This is a genomic window from Tanticharoenia sakaeratensis NBRC 103193 (assembly GCF_000963885.1).
Classification (GTDB): domain Bacteria; phylum Pseudomonadota; class Alphaproteobacteria; order Acetobacterales; family Acetobacteraceae; genus Tanticharoenia; species Tanticharoenia sakaeratensis.
This window is the reverse complement of record NZ_BALE01000034.1, coordinates 23,737-38,161: the sequence shown is the minus strand read 5'-3', so window position 1 is coordinate 38,161 and position 14,425 is coordinate 23,737. Positions and strand designations below refer to the sequence as shown.

The 14,425-nt window shown below is 64.2% G+C and carries 15 protein-coding genes; 11 read left to right on the top strand and 4 right to left on the bottom strand.

Annotated elements, in window-relative coordinates; translation table 11 throughout:
- Positions 1 to 25: 25 nt before the first annotated feature.
- Positions 26 to 868 carry an undecaprenyl-diphosphate phosphatase gene (locus B8446_RS11345; protein WP_048849689.1) on the bottom strand — a complete coding sequence of 281 codons (843 nt, stop codon included), beginning with the start codon at positions 866 to 868 and terminating at the stop codon, positions 26 to 28.
- A 218-nt stretch (positions 869 to 1,086) separates the two neighbouring features.
- Here B8446_RS11345 and B8446_RS11340 point away from each other — a divergent pair, with 218 nt between their 5' ends.
- Positions 1,087 to 1,515 (top strand): MlaD family protein, encoded by a 429-nt coding sequence (locus B8446_RS11340; protein WP_084712291.1) that lies wholly within the window; start codon positions 1,087 to 1,089, stop codon positions 1,513 to 1,515.
- A 27-nt stretch (positions 1,516 to 1,542) separates the two neighbouring features.
- Here the strand turns inward: B8446_RS11340 and B8446_RS11335 are convergent, their stop codons facing one another.
- Positions 1,543 to 2,631, bottom strand: coding sequence for a hypothetical protein (locus tag B8446_RS11335; protein WP_048849720.1), 1,089 nt, complete (start codon positions 2,629 to 2,631; stop codon positions 1,543 to 1,545).
- A gap of 77 nt (positions 2,632 to 2,708) precedes the next feature.
- Complete coding sequence (locus B8446_RS11330) at positions 2,709 to 3,287, bottom strand: DedA family protein (protein ID WP_048849685.1); 579 nt, start codon at positions 3,285 to 3,287, stop codon at positions 2,709 to 2,711.
- Positions 3,288 to 3,623: 336 nt separating this feature from the next.
- Between B8446_RS11330 and B8446_RS11325 the strand changes: the two genes are divergently transcribed.
- The 9 genes from B8446_RS11325 to B8446_RS11285 all read left to right on the top strand — a co-directional run bounded on the left by B8446_RS11325 (position 3,624) and on the right by B8446_RS11285 (position 12,153).
- Entirely contained in the window at positions 3,624 to 4,178 is a 555-nt protein-coding gene (locus B8446_RS11325; RefSeq protein WP_148505968.1) for a hypothetical protein, read from the top strand.
- A 158-nt stretch (positions 4,179 to 4,336) separates the two neighbouring features.
- Entirely contained in the window at positions 4,337 to 5,260 is a 924-nt protein-coding gene (locus tag B8446_RS11320; RefSeq protein WP_053053838.1) for a lytic murein transglycosylase, read from the top strand.
- On the top strand, positions 5,247 to 6,134 hold the full coding sequence (locus tag B8446_RS11315) for a septal ring lytic transglycosylase RlpA family protein (RefSeq protein ID WP_048849683.1): 888 nt from the start codon (positions 5,247 to 5,249) through the stop codon (positions 6,132 to 6,134). Before B8446_RS11320 ends, B8446_RS11315 begins: the two co-directional genes overlap by 14 nt.
- A gap of 64 nt (positions 6,135 to 6,198) precedes the next feature.
- The gene (locus B8446_RS11310) at positions 6,199 to 7,434 is read left to right on the top strand and encodes a D-alanyl-D-alanine carboxypeptidase family protein (RefSeq protein ID WP_373277148.1); all 1,236 of its coding nucleotides are present in this window, start codon (positions 6,199 to 6,201) and stop codon (positions 7,432 to 7,434) included.
- Positions 7,435 to 7,443: 9 nt separating this feature from the next.
- Positions 7,444 to 8,085: a dTMP kinase gene (tmk, locus tag B8446_RS11305; protein ID WP_048849680.1), complete on the top strand. Its 642-nt coding sequence runs from the start codon at positions 7,444 to 7,446 to the stop codon at positions 8,083 to 8,085.
- Positions 8,045 to 9,052: a DNA polymerase III subunit delta' gene (locus B8446_RS11300; RefSeq protein WP_084712288.1), complete on the top strand. Its 1,008-nt coding sequence runs from the start codon at positions 8,045 to 8,047 to the stop codon at positions 9,050 to 9,052. Before tmk ends, B8446_RS11300 begins: the two co-directional genes overlap by 41 nt.
- Positions 9,049 to 10,587, top strand: coding sequence for a methionine--tRNA ligase (gene metG, locus B8446_RS11295; protein ID WP_048849678.1), 1,539 nt, complete (start codon positions 9,049 to 9,051; stop codon positions 10,585 to 10,587). Before B8446_RS11300 ends, metG begins: the two co-directional genes overlap by 4 nt.
- Position 10,588: 1 nt before the next feature.
- Positions 10,589 to 11,371: a TatD family hydrolase gene (locus B8446_RS11290; RefSeq protein WP_048849676.1), complete on the top strand. Its 783-nt coding sequence runs from the start codon at positions 10,589 to 10,591 to the stop codon at positions 11,369 to 11,371.
- Complete coding sequence (locus B8446_RS11285) at positions 11,368 to 12,153, top strand: MBL fold metallo-hydrolase (protein WP_048849674.1); 786 nt, start codon at positions 11,368 to 11,370, stop codon at positions 12,151 to 12,153. Before B8446_RS11290 ends, B8446_RS11285 begins: the two co-directional genes overlap by 4 nt.
- An 88-nt stretch (positions 12,154 to 12,241) precedes the next feature.
- Here B8446_RS11285 and B8446_RS16275 read toward each other — a convergent pair whose 3' ends face one another.
- Positions 12,242 to 12,394, bottom strand: coding sequence for a hypothetical protein (locus tag B8446_RS16275; RefSeq protein WP_158507578.1), 153 nt, complete (start codon positions 12,392 to 12,394; stop codon positions 12,242 to 12,244).
- 73 nt (positions 12,395 to 12,467) lie between these two features.
- Here B8446_RS16275 and B8446_RS11280 point away from each other — a divergent pair, with 73 nt between their 5' ends.
- Complete coding sequence (locus tag B8446_RS11280) at positions 12,468 to 14,414, top strand: PrkA family serine protein kinase (protein ID WP_148505966.1); 1,947 nt, start codon at positions 12,468 to 12,470, stop codon at positions 14,412 to 14,414.
- Positions 14,415 to 14,425 lie beyond the last annotated feature (11 nt).

The following is a 14,425-nucleotide window of genomic DNA, read 5'->3' as shown; positions in this document are numbered from 1 at the left end:
ACGTCCGTCCCGTGGGAACTGCCTTTCAGATGTGAAGCAGAACGAGCGAACCGACGCCGGCGGCGAGGCAGTAGAGCCCGAACGGTGTGAGCGCCCACTGGTCGTGGTTACGCATGAACCGCAGCAGGAAGGCCGTGCTGAGCAAGGCGGTGACGGCCGCGATCACGCAGCCGATCAGTCCCAGCGTTATCTGGTCGTGGGTCGGCGGCGTGTGACGCAGCGCGAACGCCTCGCGGACGGATGCCGCCAGAATGACGGGCTGGGCCATCAGCAGCGAGAAGCGCGTGGCGGTCTCGTGATCGAGGCCGTGGCGCAGGCCGCCGTTGATCGTGGCGCCCGAGCGCGAAATGCCGGGCAGCAGGGCCAGGCACTGCCAGACGCCGATGGCCACGGCATCCACGAAGTTCATCGCGGCGATCGCGCGGGTCGGACGCAGGCCCTGCTGTCGGCGGCGCCATTCCACCACGAGGAGCAGCAGGCCGTTGATCATCAGGAAGCAGGCTGCCGCGTCCGGTGCGCCGAACACGCGGCGCAGCTTGTGCTCCAGCGCCGCGCCCACCAGAACAACCGGCACCGTCGCCACGACCAGCAGGGCGACGACGCGGATCGAATCCATCTGGCGCTGCACGCCGTGCACGCCGAGGCATCCTGCGATCAGGGCCCACCAGTCACGCCAGAAGAACAGCATCAGGGCCAGGAGCGTGCCCAGATGCAGGAGCGTCAGATAGGGCAGAAACAGGGGATCGTGCTCGTCGATCCGCCAGTGCAGCAGGGCAGGGATCAAGACCGCATGACCGAGGCTGCTGACGGGAAACAGCTCTGTCGCTCCCTGGACGATCGCGAGGATGACGGCCTGCAGCAGCGTCATGGGAGACTCCGGTTATGAAGATCGGTTGAATGGTGGGCACTTGTTACTGAAAGGCGGCTCCGCCTCCAAGTCCGATCACTTCGGGAGAGGAGAGGTTTGCTTGACCGATCCCGCGGCGGACGCCTAAGTCGCGGCAGGAAGATGGCCGGATCAGCGGGCCGTCGGCAGAGAAGGCGAGACGCGTGGCGGCAAACGGCGAAAGCAAGGGCGGAGGCATCGTGAGCGGTGCGCTCGTGCTGGTCGTAGCGGTCGGCTTCGCGGCCTATGCCGGGGCGACCCAGCGGGCGCCGATAGGGGACAGCGTCACGATGCATGGCCGGTTCGCATCGGCGAACGGACTTCATGTCGGCGCGAACGTGGCTCTGTCCGGTGTCATCGTTGGCCGGGTGGAAGGGATTTCCCTCGATTCGCAGTCGGACCTCGCGCGCGTCGACTTCACGGTGCCTCGTTCGTTGCATCTGCCTGATGACACGACGCTCGGCATCGCATCGCCGACCATGACGGCGGACAACGCATTGACGATCAATCCGGGTAAAAGCACGACGGCACTGCCGCTCGGAGCGACGATCAGCCGGACCACCGACCAGGTGAGCCTGGAGCAGCAGGTCAGCGACTATATCTTCGGCGGCGGAACGCTCGGAAACTGAGACGTTCCGGGCGCCGGACGCCCGTTTTCAGTCGTTGAGAGGATAGGACGCCAGCAGGCGCCGCTGCTTGATCCAGTAACGCAGCATGGTGAATGCGCCCCAGGTCTTCCATCCGGCGCGACGCTTTGCCGCACCGATGCGGAACGTCTCGCGATAATGGAAGAATTGCGCCCGGTAGGCTTCCCAGAGCGTCGTGCGTCGGTCCCAGATATGGGTCGCTTCTGAGCCGACGCCGTTGATCTCGATGATCTGGAAGCCTTCGCCGCGCCGCAGGGCAGCGGTGGACGTCGCCTTCACATCGATCCGGCCGAAATGAAAGTCCGGCACATCCTTCATGAGCTGGTCGAGACGATCGGTCAGGGCGTCCGTGATGTCGTCGGCACCGTTGCGGAAGATCGAGCCCTTGCAGTGGTTGCCGGCGAATACGAGCCGCACGCGTTCTCCGGAAGCGGGAACGTCGTTCAATCGTCCTTCGAGGCGCGGGAGATAGAGATGCGGGACGAGCTTTGTGCGCGGGTCGCCATGCAGGAGATCACGCAGCGTCGTTGATCCGTCGCCGGTGAGGATCGGCGCTTCCTTGTAGGTAACGGAGGTGATCCGGCCACGAGGCTCATCGGGATGGCGAATGTAGAACAGGCCGGCTTCAATCGGGGCATCGATCAGGTCCTGCACCATGAGGCCGACGCCTCGAGGAAAACGCGCCAGCACGGCCTTCATGGCCGCTTCGTCTTCCACGAGTTTCACGCCCGTGCCGTTGCATCCGATATCGGGCTTGACCACGACCGGATAGGAGAGGGACGCCTCGTCCATTGCCGCATGGGCACGCGAGAGATCACCTTCGTCATCACGGCCGCGACTGGTCGTAAAGGTGGCATAGGCTGCGATCCAGGGCTTCGCGATCTGTCCGGCCATGTCCAGAATCGCGCTTTTGCTTTCTCCGCACAGGCCGCCGGTCTCGATGCGCGGATTGGCGGCCGTCGGAACGCTGAAGTCGCCATAGCGGATGCCCATCGCGATCCAGTAGAGCACGATCGGCGTGTAGAAGACGGAACCGGGCCAGAATTCGAACAGGGAGAGTGGGTGGCCCTCCGGCTCGGCCACGATTGCGGCGTGCATCGAATCGACGTCGGATTGCTGTTCGGCCGACAGGTCGAAGATGCGGGTGTCGGGAGCGGTATCGAGCATTGGCGCAGTCATTCGGTCCAGGTTTGCAGGCGCGCGATCAGGCGACCGATGACGATGATCGCAAGCGTGAAGCCCACGATCCCGATCCAGCGCCAGGACCCGGAGCACTGCAGAAGATAGTGTCCGGCTCGAAGCGATACCGCGAAGAGCGCGGAAGTCCAAACCAGCGTGGCGCCGACGGCGGTCGCGGCGAACCGTCCGAACGGGGCGCCGAAGAAGCCGCAGGCCGTGTAGACGGGCAGTCGGGCACCGGGAATGAAGCGGCTTACGGCGACCGCGCGCACCGTGTGGGCCGCAAACCACGCGCGTCCGCGATCACGTTTCGGAAGGCTGATCCAGCGCCGGGCATAGGGCCAGCGGGCAGCGAGCGCACCGAGGCCATAGAGGCCCAGATCGCCCAGCACGATCCCGACATAAAGCGATGCCAGTGCAACCGGCCATGCGAGAGTGCCGCCCTGAACCGCTATGGCGGACAGCACCGTCGTTGCATCCTCGAGAATGAACGTGCCGATGATGACGGTCAGGCCCTGAAGCAGGATGGAAGAGCTGCTGGCCTTGAGCAGGGCGGTCCAGGTCGAGAAATGCATCACTGCGCGTCGGTTGCGAGATGGGCGAAGAAGGCGTTGCGCGGCAAACGATGCTCCTCAAGAGGCTCTGGGAGCGACCGTGCGGACGACACGCGACGGGCGCGAATGGGCGGCCTCGGACCCGGTGAGGCCTTGGAAGGAGGAATTTCTCCCGGGGCTCGCGTGTGTGCCACGTCGGAACGTGACTGGCACCCCCCATTCTCGCGACCGACTGTTGCTGCCCCCCTCAAGGTGGTGCTGGTCAGGGAACATGGAAATTGTTAGCGTCGATCCGATCGACAGCGCGGACATGTTGTTTGCGCGCGGTCCTCAGTCCAGCACGGAGTGAACGAGGCCTTGGCAAAATCCGCTGCTGCTGGTCGCGCCGCGAAAAGCGCGACCGCTCCTGTTAAGTCCACCCGCGGCCGACCGAAAAAAGCATCCGGCGCAAAATCAGCCGCTGCCCGGTCAAAAGCGTCCGATGACGCGGCCTTCGACGACGACTACGCTTCCGACACGCATGTTCCGGGCGCTCTGGCCGGTTCCGAGACGCCCGCGTCGCATACTCCCGAGCCCGAGATCAGCCGGCTTGCCGAAGCGGCCGAGGTGCGTGATGCCGTCGAGCAGCGCGACCAGTCGACGCAGGCCAGCCGCAGGCATGATCTGGATCCGGCCAAGATGTTCTTCGATGCCGTCTGGTATCGTGACGCCTACGAGGACGTGCGCCTGTCCGGCGTCGATCCCGTCCAGCACTACATGACATTCGGCTACCTCGAGGGACGCAACCCGAACGCGGCGTTCAGCACGCTGGGTTACATGGCGGCCAACCCGGATCTCGCCAATGCGGGGATCAATGCGTTCCTGCATTATATCCTGCATGGCGCGGCGGAAGGGCGTTCGACCGAGCCCTGAGCCGCCGGCTTCCGGGGGATAGCGTCCCTTATCGATCCCTGAACAGAGACGGAGCGCGCGTGCGCCATCATATTCTGCCGCGCGGTTCCATCCGCGCCACTGCGCCTGCCAGCCTCGGCCGCCGAAATGCGCTCGGGCTGATCGCGGGCGCATCGATCATGGGCGTCGGGCATGCTGCCGGCGCTGCGGACTATCAGCAGTTCCTGTCATCGGTCCGTGCGCAGGCGCTTGCCCAGGGCCTTTCGGCGGCCGTCGTGGACCGGGCACTTGCCCTGACCCGGGAGCCGAACGCGCACGTGCTGAAGCTTGACCGGCACCAGCCCGAGTTCACGTTGACCTGGGCCCAGTATCGCGAACGGGTCATCGGTCCGAAGCGCATCGACCAGGGACGGGCATCCTACGGCGAGCAGCAGGCACTGCTGTCCCGGATCTCGGCGCAGTACGGGGTGGACACCGGCGTCATCATGGGGATCTGGGGGCTCGAGTCCGGATTCGGTGCGCATATCGGGACGTTCTCCGTTGTCGATGCGCTGGCAACACTCGGCTTCGATGCGCGTCGGGCCGTCTTCTTCCGGTCGGAGCTGCTCAAGGCGCTGACGATTCTCAACGCGGGCGATGTCGCCCCCGAGGCGATGCTCGGATCCTATGCCGGCGCGATGGGGCAGCCGCAGTTCATGCCTTCGGCCTATCTTCGTTTCGCCGTTGACGCGGACGGGGATGGGCGACGCGATATCTGGACGAGCCGCGCGGACGTGTTCGCATCGGTCGCCAACTATCTGGCGAAGTCGGGCTGGCAGCCGGGCGAGCCCTGGGGGCAGGCGATCACGCTGCGTGAAACGCTCCCGGTCGGCATGATCGGTCGGGGGCATCGGATGTCTCTCGCCGACTGGATGCGTCATGGCGTGCGGCGGGACGACGGACAGGCGTTCTCGCGGACGGATGTCATGGGGGCGGTCCTGCAGCCGGATGGGCCGGGCACGGAAGCGTTCATGGTTTATCGCAATTTCGATGCGATCCGACGCTACAATCCGTCGGATTTTTACGCACTCGGCGTCGGGCTGCTCGGATATGACATTACGTAGCCGCCTCGCATCGTGCGCCGTCATCGGGGCCGGGCTCGGCATTCTGGCGGGCTGCCACAAATCCGAGCCGCCCCTGCCGCCGGCGCAGCCGCATTACGTCATCGGAAGCGGCTGGCAGGGCGACGGCGCATGGTTCTACCCGCGCGAGCGCTTTTCGGACCATGAGACCGGCCTTGCAGTCAGGCTGGCGCTGCCGCGCGGCGCTCCGATGGCGGATGGTGTTTCCTATGATCCCGACGCCATGGTCGGTGCGCATCAGACCCTTCAACTGCCGAGCATCGTCACGGTTCGTGATCTCGACAACGGCCGAACGGTGCGCATCAGGCTCGACGGTCGGGGTCCGACCGATCCGGGGCGGCTTGTCGCAGTCTCGCCCCGTGTGGCCGCCCTGCTTGGCATGGGGCCGGGGCCAGCGCGCGTTGCAATCGACGAGGATGAGCCGGCCAGCCGCGCCTTTGCCGAGTCGAGCCCGGATGCGCCGCATCTGTCGATCGCGAGTGCACCGGTCGGCGGCGTTTCGGAACAGCCGCTCGATGATCTCGGTCATGCGGCGGGAGCTGCGCATCAATCCGGAAACAATATCGCGCACTGGCAACCGCAGGGGCTCGATCTGACGCCGCTTCCCGCGGTTTATACCCAAGCATGGGTAGCTCCAGGCAGCCTGTGGGTGGAGATCGGGCGATTTTCAGGGCGCGGCGCCGCGAGGGGTGTCGCTGCACGGTGCTCGGGAGATGTCAGCCGCGCTGCGGAAAGTGGCGCCGGCCTCGACTGGGTCGTGAGGAGCGGTCCTTTCGCTGACGTGAGACAGGCCGACGAGGCCTTGCAGGCGGCATTCAGCTGCGGGATGCCGGGCGCTCGGATCACAGCCGACTGAGATGGAAAATGCGGGCCTTGCCATGGGGCCTCAGGCCGGTCAGAAACCGGCTCGAATGGGATGGATGGACGTGAACGTGCGGAGCAGACGGTTTCTTCTGGGTGGGCTTTCGGCGGTAGCGCTTGCACCGCACGTCGTCGACGCGCGCCCGCGTCGCCATCCCAAGGCCGCACCGGCCGGGGAAGGCGCGGCTGCGATGGCAGCACCTGCCGGGTCTCCGGCGGCAACGCCGATCGGGCCGGTTGATACGATCGCCCGATGGGCCTGCATCGTCGACTTCAATACCGGGGCGACGCTGCTCGAGAAGGCGGCGGACGAGCGGATGCCGCCGTCTTCGCTGACCAAGATGATGACCGCATACATCGTCTTCGGCATGCTGAAGGCCGGGCGCCTGAGCCTCGAACAGTCATTGCCGGTCTCCGAGAAGGCATGGCGGATGCAGGGATCGAAGATGTTCGTCCCGCTCGGCCAGTCGATCGCAGTCTCCGAGCTGATCGAAGGCATGCTGATCCAGTCCGGCAACGATGCCTGCATCGTGTTGGCGGAAGGCATTGCCGGGTCGGAAGAGCAGTTCGTAGCTCTCATGAACGACGAGGCGCCGAAGATCGGCCTGACGGGATCGCATTTCGAGAACTGCACCGGCTGGCCCGCTGACAATCACTACATGACCGCACGCGACGTCGCGAACCTCGCCGTGCATATCATCCGTGATTATCCGCAGTATTATCACTTCTTTTCGGCGACCGATTACACGTTCAACAAGATCCATCAGGGCAACCGCAACGTGCTGGTGGACAAGGGGCTCGCCGATGGCCTCAAGACCGGTCACACCGATGCGGGTGGCTTCGGCCTGTGTGCCAGTTCCGACCGGGGCGGCAACCGCATCGTCATGGCCATCAACGGAACGGCGTCGAGCAACGACCGCGCGCATGAGGGCGAGCGCCTGCTGGCCTGGGCGTTCGCGAATTTCGAGAATGCGACCCTGTTCAAGGCCGGAGCGGTTGTCGACCATGCCCCGGTGTGGATGGGCACGCAGGCGCGGGTTCCCCTGGTGGCCACGCGTGACATCACCCTGACGCTGCCGCATGGCTGGCAAAACCGTTCTCATATCGGGGTCGATTTCCAGTCGCCCGTGATCGCGCCGGTGCGGGCCGGTCAGGTTCTGGGGCAACTCGTGCTGAGCAATCCCGGGATGCAGGACATCCGGCTCGATCTGGTTGCAGGCACCAGCGTTGAGAAGCTCGGCATCGTTGGCCGCTCGTTGACACGCCTTGGATTTCCCCAGGCGAAGCCGAGCTGATCGCACAGGATGACAGAGCGAAACGGCATCTTCATCACGTTCGAGGGCAGCGACGCCGCAGGCAAATCCACGCAATCCCGGCTGCTTTCCGATGCGCTCCGGAGCGACGGGCATGACGTTGTCCTGACGCGCGAGCCCGGTGGTTCCCCAGGGGCGGAAGCCCTGCGGGAGCTCATTTTGTTCGGTCAGGCGGAGCTCTCGCCCCGTGCCGAGATCATGGCCCTGTTCGCAGCCCGCCAGGATCATGTGGACCAGAAGATCGCGCCGGCTCTCAGGAAGGGCGCGATCGTGATCTGCGATCGCTTCACCGATTCGACGCGCGCCTATCAGGGCTACGGTCGGGCGAACGGTGATCCTGCGATCATCGCCCTGATCGACAGGCTGGACGCCATGATCGGGCTTGTTCCTGACATGACGGTTCTTCTGCGCCTCGAGCGGGCACAGGCGCGGGCACGACTGGCTGCGCGCGGCGGGCGCGAAGACCGGTTCGAGCGGGATACGGAAGCCTTCCACGTTCGCGTGGCCGACGGGATCGATGCCATCGCGGCGGCACAGCCGGAACGTTTCCTCGCGTTCGACGCGGCAGCCACGGTGGACCGTTTGGCAGCGGATGTCGCACAGGCCGTCAGGGCGCGGCTTCCGGTGCGGTGATCATCCGGTGAGCGATTCGCCTCGAACGGCAGCGGCAGTTCTTGGACATGATGCCGCAGTGCATGCGTTCCGATCCGCCTGGGCCGCCGGGCGTCTGCATCATGCGTGGTTGCTGCACGGACCGGAGGGCATCGGGAAGGCGACGCTTGCCTTTCGTCTAGCCAGGATCGTTCTCGGCGCGGAGGACATGGCGAGCCCGGAGGGGCGGCGCGTTTCGGCTGGAACGCATGCCGACCTGTTGGTGATCCGGCGCGGCTTTGATGAAAAACGCGGTCGTCCTCGCGCGGAAATCGTTATGGATGACGTGGCACCCATTCAGCAGTTCCTGCGTCGTACAGCCGCGGAGGCCGGCTGGCGCGTGGTGCTGATCGACGGGGCGGAATACCTGAACCGCAATGCCGCCAATGCGCTTCTGAAACTTCTGGAGGAACCGCCGCCCAAGGCGGTGATCCTCATGACGAGTGCGGCTCCGGGGCGCCTGTTACCCACGATTCGCAGCAGGTGCCGCAGGCTTGGCCTCGATCCTCTGGATGGCTCGACGATGCGGGCGGTTCTCACGGGGCAGGGACAGCCGGACGACGTCATTGCGCGACTGATTGCCGAGGGGGCCGGCGCACCCGGCCGGGCCGCTCGTCTGGCGCTCGATTCTGACGGTGCGATCGCGGATTTTGTGTCAGGCACTCTGGACGGTACGGTTGCGCCGTCGGCTATTCTCGCGCAAAGCGAGCGGATCGCGCGGCAGGACGACGGGTTCGCGGTATTCACTGAACTGCTTGGTGCGCGGCTTGCCATGTCGGCGCGGGCGGCGGGTCACGCAGGCGATGTCGCAGCAGCCGCAGCCCAGGCACGAGCCTTCCGCGCCATCGAGGATTTGCGGCGGGAGACCGAGCGGTTCAATCTCGACAAGGCGGTCGCCGTCCAGATGGCGGTCGCAGTCGCAACAGGCGACGATCAGGCAGGATCATGACGCAGGCGCATCGCTACATCACCACTCCGATCTATTACGTGAACGGCGCGCCGCATATCGGGCACGCCTATACCTCGGTTGCGGCCGACGTCATTGCCCGGTTTCACCGCCTGGACGGCAAGACAGTCCGTTTCACGACCGGCACCGACGAGCATGGCCAGAAGGTCGAGCAGGCGGCTCAGGCGGCGGGTATCGCGACCCAGGCCTTCACCGACGAGATGTCGCAGGGCTTTCGGGTCATGTCGGATGCGATGGGCATCTCGTACGATGACTTCATCCGTACGACCGAGCCGCGCCACAAGGCGTCGGCCAGCGCGCTGTGGGAGCGCGTGCGGGACAACGGACACATCTATCTTGGCGCCTATGAAGGCTGGTATGCGCTGCGTGACGAGAGCTTCTATAGTGCCGATGAGATCACCGAGCGTCCGGATGGAACGAAGGTGGCGCCAACAGGTGCTCCGGTCGAATGGGTGCGTGAGCCGTCGTATTTCTTCCGCCTGTCGGCGTTCGAAGACCGGCTCCTGAAGCTGTACGAAGACCAGCCGGGCTTTATCGGTCCGGAAGGACGCCGGCGGGAAATCGTCAGCTTCGTGAAACAGGGACTGCGCGACCTCTCGGTTTCACGCACCAGCTTCTCCTGGGGCATTCCGGTGCCCGGCGACCCGGCGCATGTCATGTATGTCTGGTTCGACGCACTGGCCAACTACCTGTCATCGCTGGGATATCCTGACGTATCCAACCCCCTGATGGCATTCTGGCCCGCCGATCTGCATCTCGTCGGCAAGGATATCGCACGCTTCCATGCGGTCTATTGGCCGGCGTTCCTCATGGCGGCCGGCATCGAGCTTCCGCGTCGTGTCTTCGCCAATGGCTGGTGGACGATCGAAGGCGAGAAGATGAGCAAGTCGATCGGCAACGTTGTCGATCCACGTGATCTGATCGCGGAGTTCGGGCTCGATCCGATCCGTTTCTTCCTGCTGCGAGAGGTTCCCTTCGGCGGGGATTCGGATCTCAACCGCCGCGCCATCATCACGCGCCTGAATGTCGAGCTGGCCAACGATCTGGGCAATCTGGTCCAGCGGACCTTGTCACTGATCGCCCGGAATTGCGGTGGCGTGCTGCCGGCGCGGACGGCGCCTACTGAAGACGATGCCGCTTTGCTGGCCATGGCCGACGCATTGCCGGATCTTCTGCGCGGGTGCGTCGAGCGATGTGCGCTGACCGAAGGCCTTGAGGACGTCTGGAAGGTGATTCGGGCATGCAACGCCTACATCGACCGCATGGCTCCCTGGGCGCTGCGCAAGACCGATACTGCGCGCATGGCGGCTGTCCTGCGCGTTCTGGCCGATGTGCTTCGCACGATCGGCACGGTCCTCCAGCCTTACATGCCTGACACGATGGCGCGTCTGCTGGATCAGCTGGCCGTGCCTGCGGAGGCACGCGCACTGACGGCCCTTCAGACACGTCTGCCGGACGGGCTCGAACTCCCGGCGCCCCAGGGCCTGTTCCCGCGTTACGTGGAGCCTGCTGCCTGACATGACCTGGTTCGACAGCCACTGCCATCTCGACATGCTTGACGATCCGGCCGCTGCCCTGATCCGGGCGCGCGATATGGGTGTCGGTGGCGCGATCACGATCGGGACACGGCTCTGGACCGCTTCGCGCCAGCGCGCCCTGTGCGATCTCGACACCCCGAATTTTCGGGTCTGGGCAGCGGTTGGCACGCACCCCGATCACGTGGCGGAAGGGCCTGTGGCTACGGAAGCCGCCATTCTGGCCGCGGCCGATCATCCGGGCGTCGTTGCACTTGGGGAATCGGGGCTCGATTATTTTCATGGGGCGGAAGACGTTCGTCCGCTTCAGGCCGACAGTTTCCGGGCCCATATCGCTGCAGCCCGCACGTCCGGCCTTCCGCTCGTCATCCACGCGCGCGCGGCGGACGAAGATGTGGCGGCCATTCTCAGGGACGAGCATGGACGTGGCGCGTTTCCGTTCCTGCTGCACTGCTTCGCCTCCGGTCCGGCGCTTGCGGAAACGGCGCTGTCACTTGGGGGATACATCAGTTTTTCCGGACTGCTGACCTTCCCGAAATGCGGAGAGATCCGTGACGTCGCGCGCGTTGTTCCCGCGGATCGCCTGCTGGTCGAAACCGACAGCCCGTTCCTGGCGCCGGTGCCGAGACGCGGCAAACATAACGAGCCGGGGTATGTCGCCTATACTGCGCATCGTCTGGCACAGGAGCGGGGCGTGGAGCCTGACGCGCTTGCGGATACGATAGCGCGCAACATGCACAGGCTGTTTTCCCGGATGGCGGCATGAAGATCACCGTGCTCGGCTGTGGCGGATCATCGGGTGTGCCGATGATCGGGGGCGCGGACGGGCACGGCTACTGGGGAACCTGCGACCCGCACGAGCCGCGCAATCGCCGCACGCGGTCTTCGATCCTGATGACGGGGGATCATGGCGCGCTGCTGATCGACAGCGGTCCCGATCTGCGGGCCCAACTGCTGAACTGCGGCATCGGCCGCTTTGATGCGGTTCTCTACACGCATCCGCATGCGGATCATGTGGCAGGCCTGGACGAACTGCGTTCGATCAACCGGGCTCTCGGTGCAGCGCTGCCGCTGTATGCGACTGAAAATACGCTGGGCGAATTGCGTGCCAGATTTGCCTATGCCTTCACGCCTTGGAAACCGCCGGAGTTCTTCCGGCCTGTCTTCACGCCGCATGTGATTGAGCCTGAGGAGCGGTTGCGAGTCGCGGGCATGGACCTGCATCTGGTTCCGCAGGTCCATGGCCGCATTCCGACCCTAGGTGTCCGGTGCGGCCGGTTCGCCTATTCCACTGACGTCAACCTGCTCCATGACGACGCGCTGGCGTCGTTGGAGGGCCTCGACACGTGGATGGTGGACTGTTTTCAGAATGCTCCGCACAGCGCGCATGCCTGGCTGGATCGGGTCCTGCACTGGCGCTCGATCCTCAAGCCGCGCCGGATGATCCTGACCCACATGGGCACGGATATGGACTACCGGACCCTCTGCGACACGCTGCCCCAAGGGGTGGAACCGGCCTGGGATGGCATGGAATTCGACGTCATCTAAATCGCTGGTCGTGCGTGGGAAGACGGACGGGTCGCGGTGTCCACACGTTCTGGTGCCTTTTGTCCGGCTTTGCGTTTTTTCATTGAAATCAGCGGTACCAGAGGAATAGCGTTCCCTTATCGGATGCGATCGCGTCGGGCAGGGCGCCCGATACGGAGTTCGCGGCATTGCGCAGCACGGGGTCGATGATCGGCCCCTTGCTCAGCCCGAAGGTGATCACGACGCAGCGACGACCGACCACGAAATTTCAAGCCCGCGCGTTGTCCGCGAGACGCTCAAGCATCTGAAACCGTCGCTGATGGAGAGTTCTGTTCATGGATTCGTTCTCTGACGTCTTCTCTCTTGCTGCCACCATGCGCGACGAGCGTCGCGAGACCGAGATGTCGCTCTCGGCCTATCTTGATCTGTGCCGTGAAGATCCGTCCGCCTACGCCTCTGCTGCCGAACGGATGCTCAAGGCGATCGGCGAACCGGTCCTGCTGGATTCCGCGCGTGATCCGCGCCTCAGCCGCATTTTCATGAACCGGACCGTCCGCACCTACCCGGCGTTCGCGGATTTTTACGGCATGGAGGAGACGGTCGAGCAAATCGTCGGCTTCTTCCGCCATGCGGCTCAGGGGCTGGAGGAACGCAAGCAGATCCTCTACCTGCTGGGCCCGGTCGGCGGCGGCAAGTCATCGCTTGGCGAACGGCTGAAATCGCTCATGGAGCGGGAGCCGATCTACGTCCTCAAGGCCGGTCGCGACATCAGCCCGGTGTTCGAGAGCCCGCTTGGCATTTTCAGCCCGGACCGCATGGGCCCGGCCTTGCTCGAGCAGTACCACATTCCCAAACGCGTGCTGACGGGGATCGCCAGTCCATGGGCTCTGAAGCGCCTGGAGGAATTCGACGGCGACATCTCGCGGTTTACGGTTGTGAAACTGCATCCCTCGCGTCTGCGCCAGGTCGCGATCGCCAAGACCGAGCCGGGTGATGACAACAATCAGGACGTCTCGGCACTCGTCGGCAAGGTCGATATCCGCCAGCTCGAGCATTACAGCCAGAACGACCCGGATGCGTATGGCTTTTCCGGTGGCCTGAACCGCGCCAATCAGGGCGTTCTCGAGTTTGTCGAGATGTTCAAGGCGCCGATCAAGATGCTGCACCCGTTGCTGACAGCAACGCAGGAAGGCAATTACGTTGGCACGGAGAATATTGGCTCGATCCCGTTCACGGGCGTCATTCTGGCGCATTCAAACGAAGCCGAATGGCAGAGCTTCCGTAACAACCGTACGAACGAGGCTTTCCTCGACCGTGTCTGCGTCATCAAGGTGCCGTATTGCCTGCGGGTGACGGAAGAGGCGCGGATCTATCAGAAGCTCATCCAGTCCTCGGCCCTGGGCAACGCGCCCTGTGCTCCGAACACGCTCGACATGTTGGCGCGTTTTGCCGTCCTGTCACGTCTGAAACCGCATCCGAACTCCACGCAGTTTGCCAAGATGCGGGTGTATGACGGCGAAAACATCCGCGAGACCGATCCGAAGGCTCGCGCCATGCAGGAGTACAAGGACGCGGCCGGCGTGGATGAGGGCATGGAGGGGATCTCCACGCGCTTTGCCTACAAGGTACTGTCGGCGACATTCAATCATGACAGTTCGGAGATCTCCGCCGACCCCGTGCATCTGATGTATGTTCTGGAACAGGCTGTCAGGCGTGAGCAGTTCCCTGCGGAGGTCGAGGCCAACTATCTTGCTGTCCTGAAATCCGAATTGGCACGGCGTTATGCCGAGTATCTTGGACATGAGATCCAGAAGGCCTATCTCGAGAGCTACAACGATTACGGCCAGAACCTGTTCGACCGTTACCTGGACTATGCAGATGCATGGATCGAGGATCAGGACTTCAAGGATCCCGACACAGGGCAGCTTCTCAATCGCGATCTTCTGAATGCGGAGTTGACCAAGATCGAGAAGCCGGCTGGCATCGCCAATCCGAAGGACTTCCGCAACGAGGTCGTGAAATTCAGCTTGCGTGCCCGTGCCAGCAACGGGGGCAACAACCCGTCCTGGACGTCGTACGAGAAGATCCGTGACGTCATCGAGAAGCGGATGTTCAGCCAGGTCGAGGATCTGTTGCCGGTCATCAGCTTCGGATCGAAGAAGGACAGCGACAGCGAGCGCAAGCATGATGAATTTGTCGAGCGCATGGTGGCGCGGGGCTACACGGAACGCCAAGTAAGACGTCTGGTGGAGTGGTACATGCGGGTCAGGCAGTCTGCCTGACCCGTCGACCC

Coding starts and splice junctions, on each gene's coding strand:
- B8446_RS11345 (WP_048849689.1), bottom strand. CDS start 868: ATGACGCTGCTGCAGGCCGTCATCCTCGCGATCGTCCAGGGAGCGACA.
- B8446_RS11335 (WP_048849720.1), bottom strand. CDS start 2,631: ATGCACGCCGCAATCGTGGCCGAGCCGGAGGGCCACCCACTCTCCCTG.
- B8446_RS11330 (WP_048849685.1), bottom strand. CDS start 3,287: ATGCATTTCTCGACCTGGACCGCCCTGCTCAAGGCCAGCAGCTCTTCC.
- B8446_RS11320 (WP_053053838.1), top strand. CDS start 4,337: ATGGGCGTCGGGCATGCTGCCGGCGCTGCGGACTATCAGCAGTTCCTG.
- B8446_RS11315 (WP_048849683.1), top strand. CDS start 5,247: ATGACATTACGTAGCCGCCTCGCATCGTGCGCCGTCATCGGGGCCGGG.
- B8446_RS11310 (WP_373277148.1), top strand. CDS start 6,199: ATGGACGTGAACGTGCGGAGCAGACGGTTTCTTCTGGGTGGGCTTTCG.
- tmk (WP_048849680.1), top strand. CDS start 7,444: ATGACAGAGCGAAACGGCATCTTCATCACGTTCGAGGGCAGCGACGCC.
- B8446_RS11300 (WP_084712288.1), top strand. CDS start 8,045: ATGTCGCACAGGCCGTCAGGGCGCGGCTTCCGGTGCGGTGATCATCCG.
- metG (WP_048849678.1), top strand. CDS start 9,049: ATGACGCAGGCGCATCGCTACATCACCACTCCGATCTATTACGTGAAC.
- B8446_RS11290 (WP_048849676.1), top strand. CDS start 10,589: ATGACCTGGTTCGACAGCCACTGCCATCTCGACATGCTTGACGATCCG.
- B8446_RS11285 (WP_048849674.1), top strand. CDS start 11,368: ATGAAGATCACCGTGCTCGGCTGTGGCGGATCATCGGGTGTGCCGATG.
- B8446_RS11280 (WP_148505966.1), top strand. CDS start 12,468: ATGGATTCGTTCTCTGACGTCTTCTCTCTTGCTGCCACCATGCGCGAC.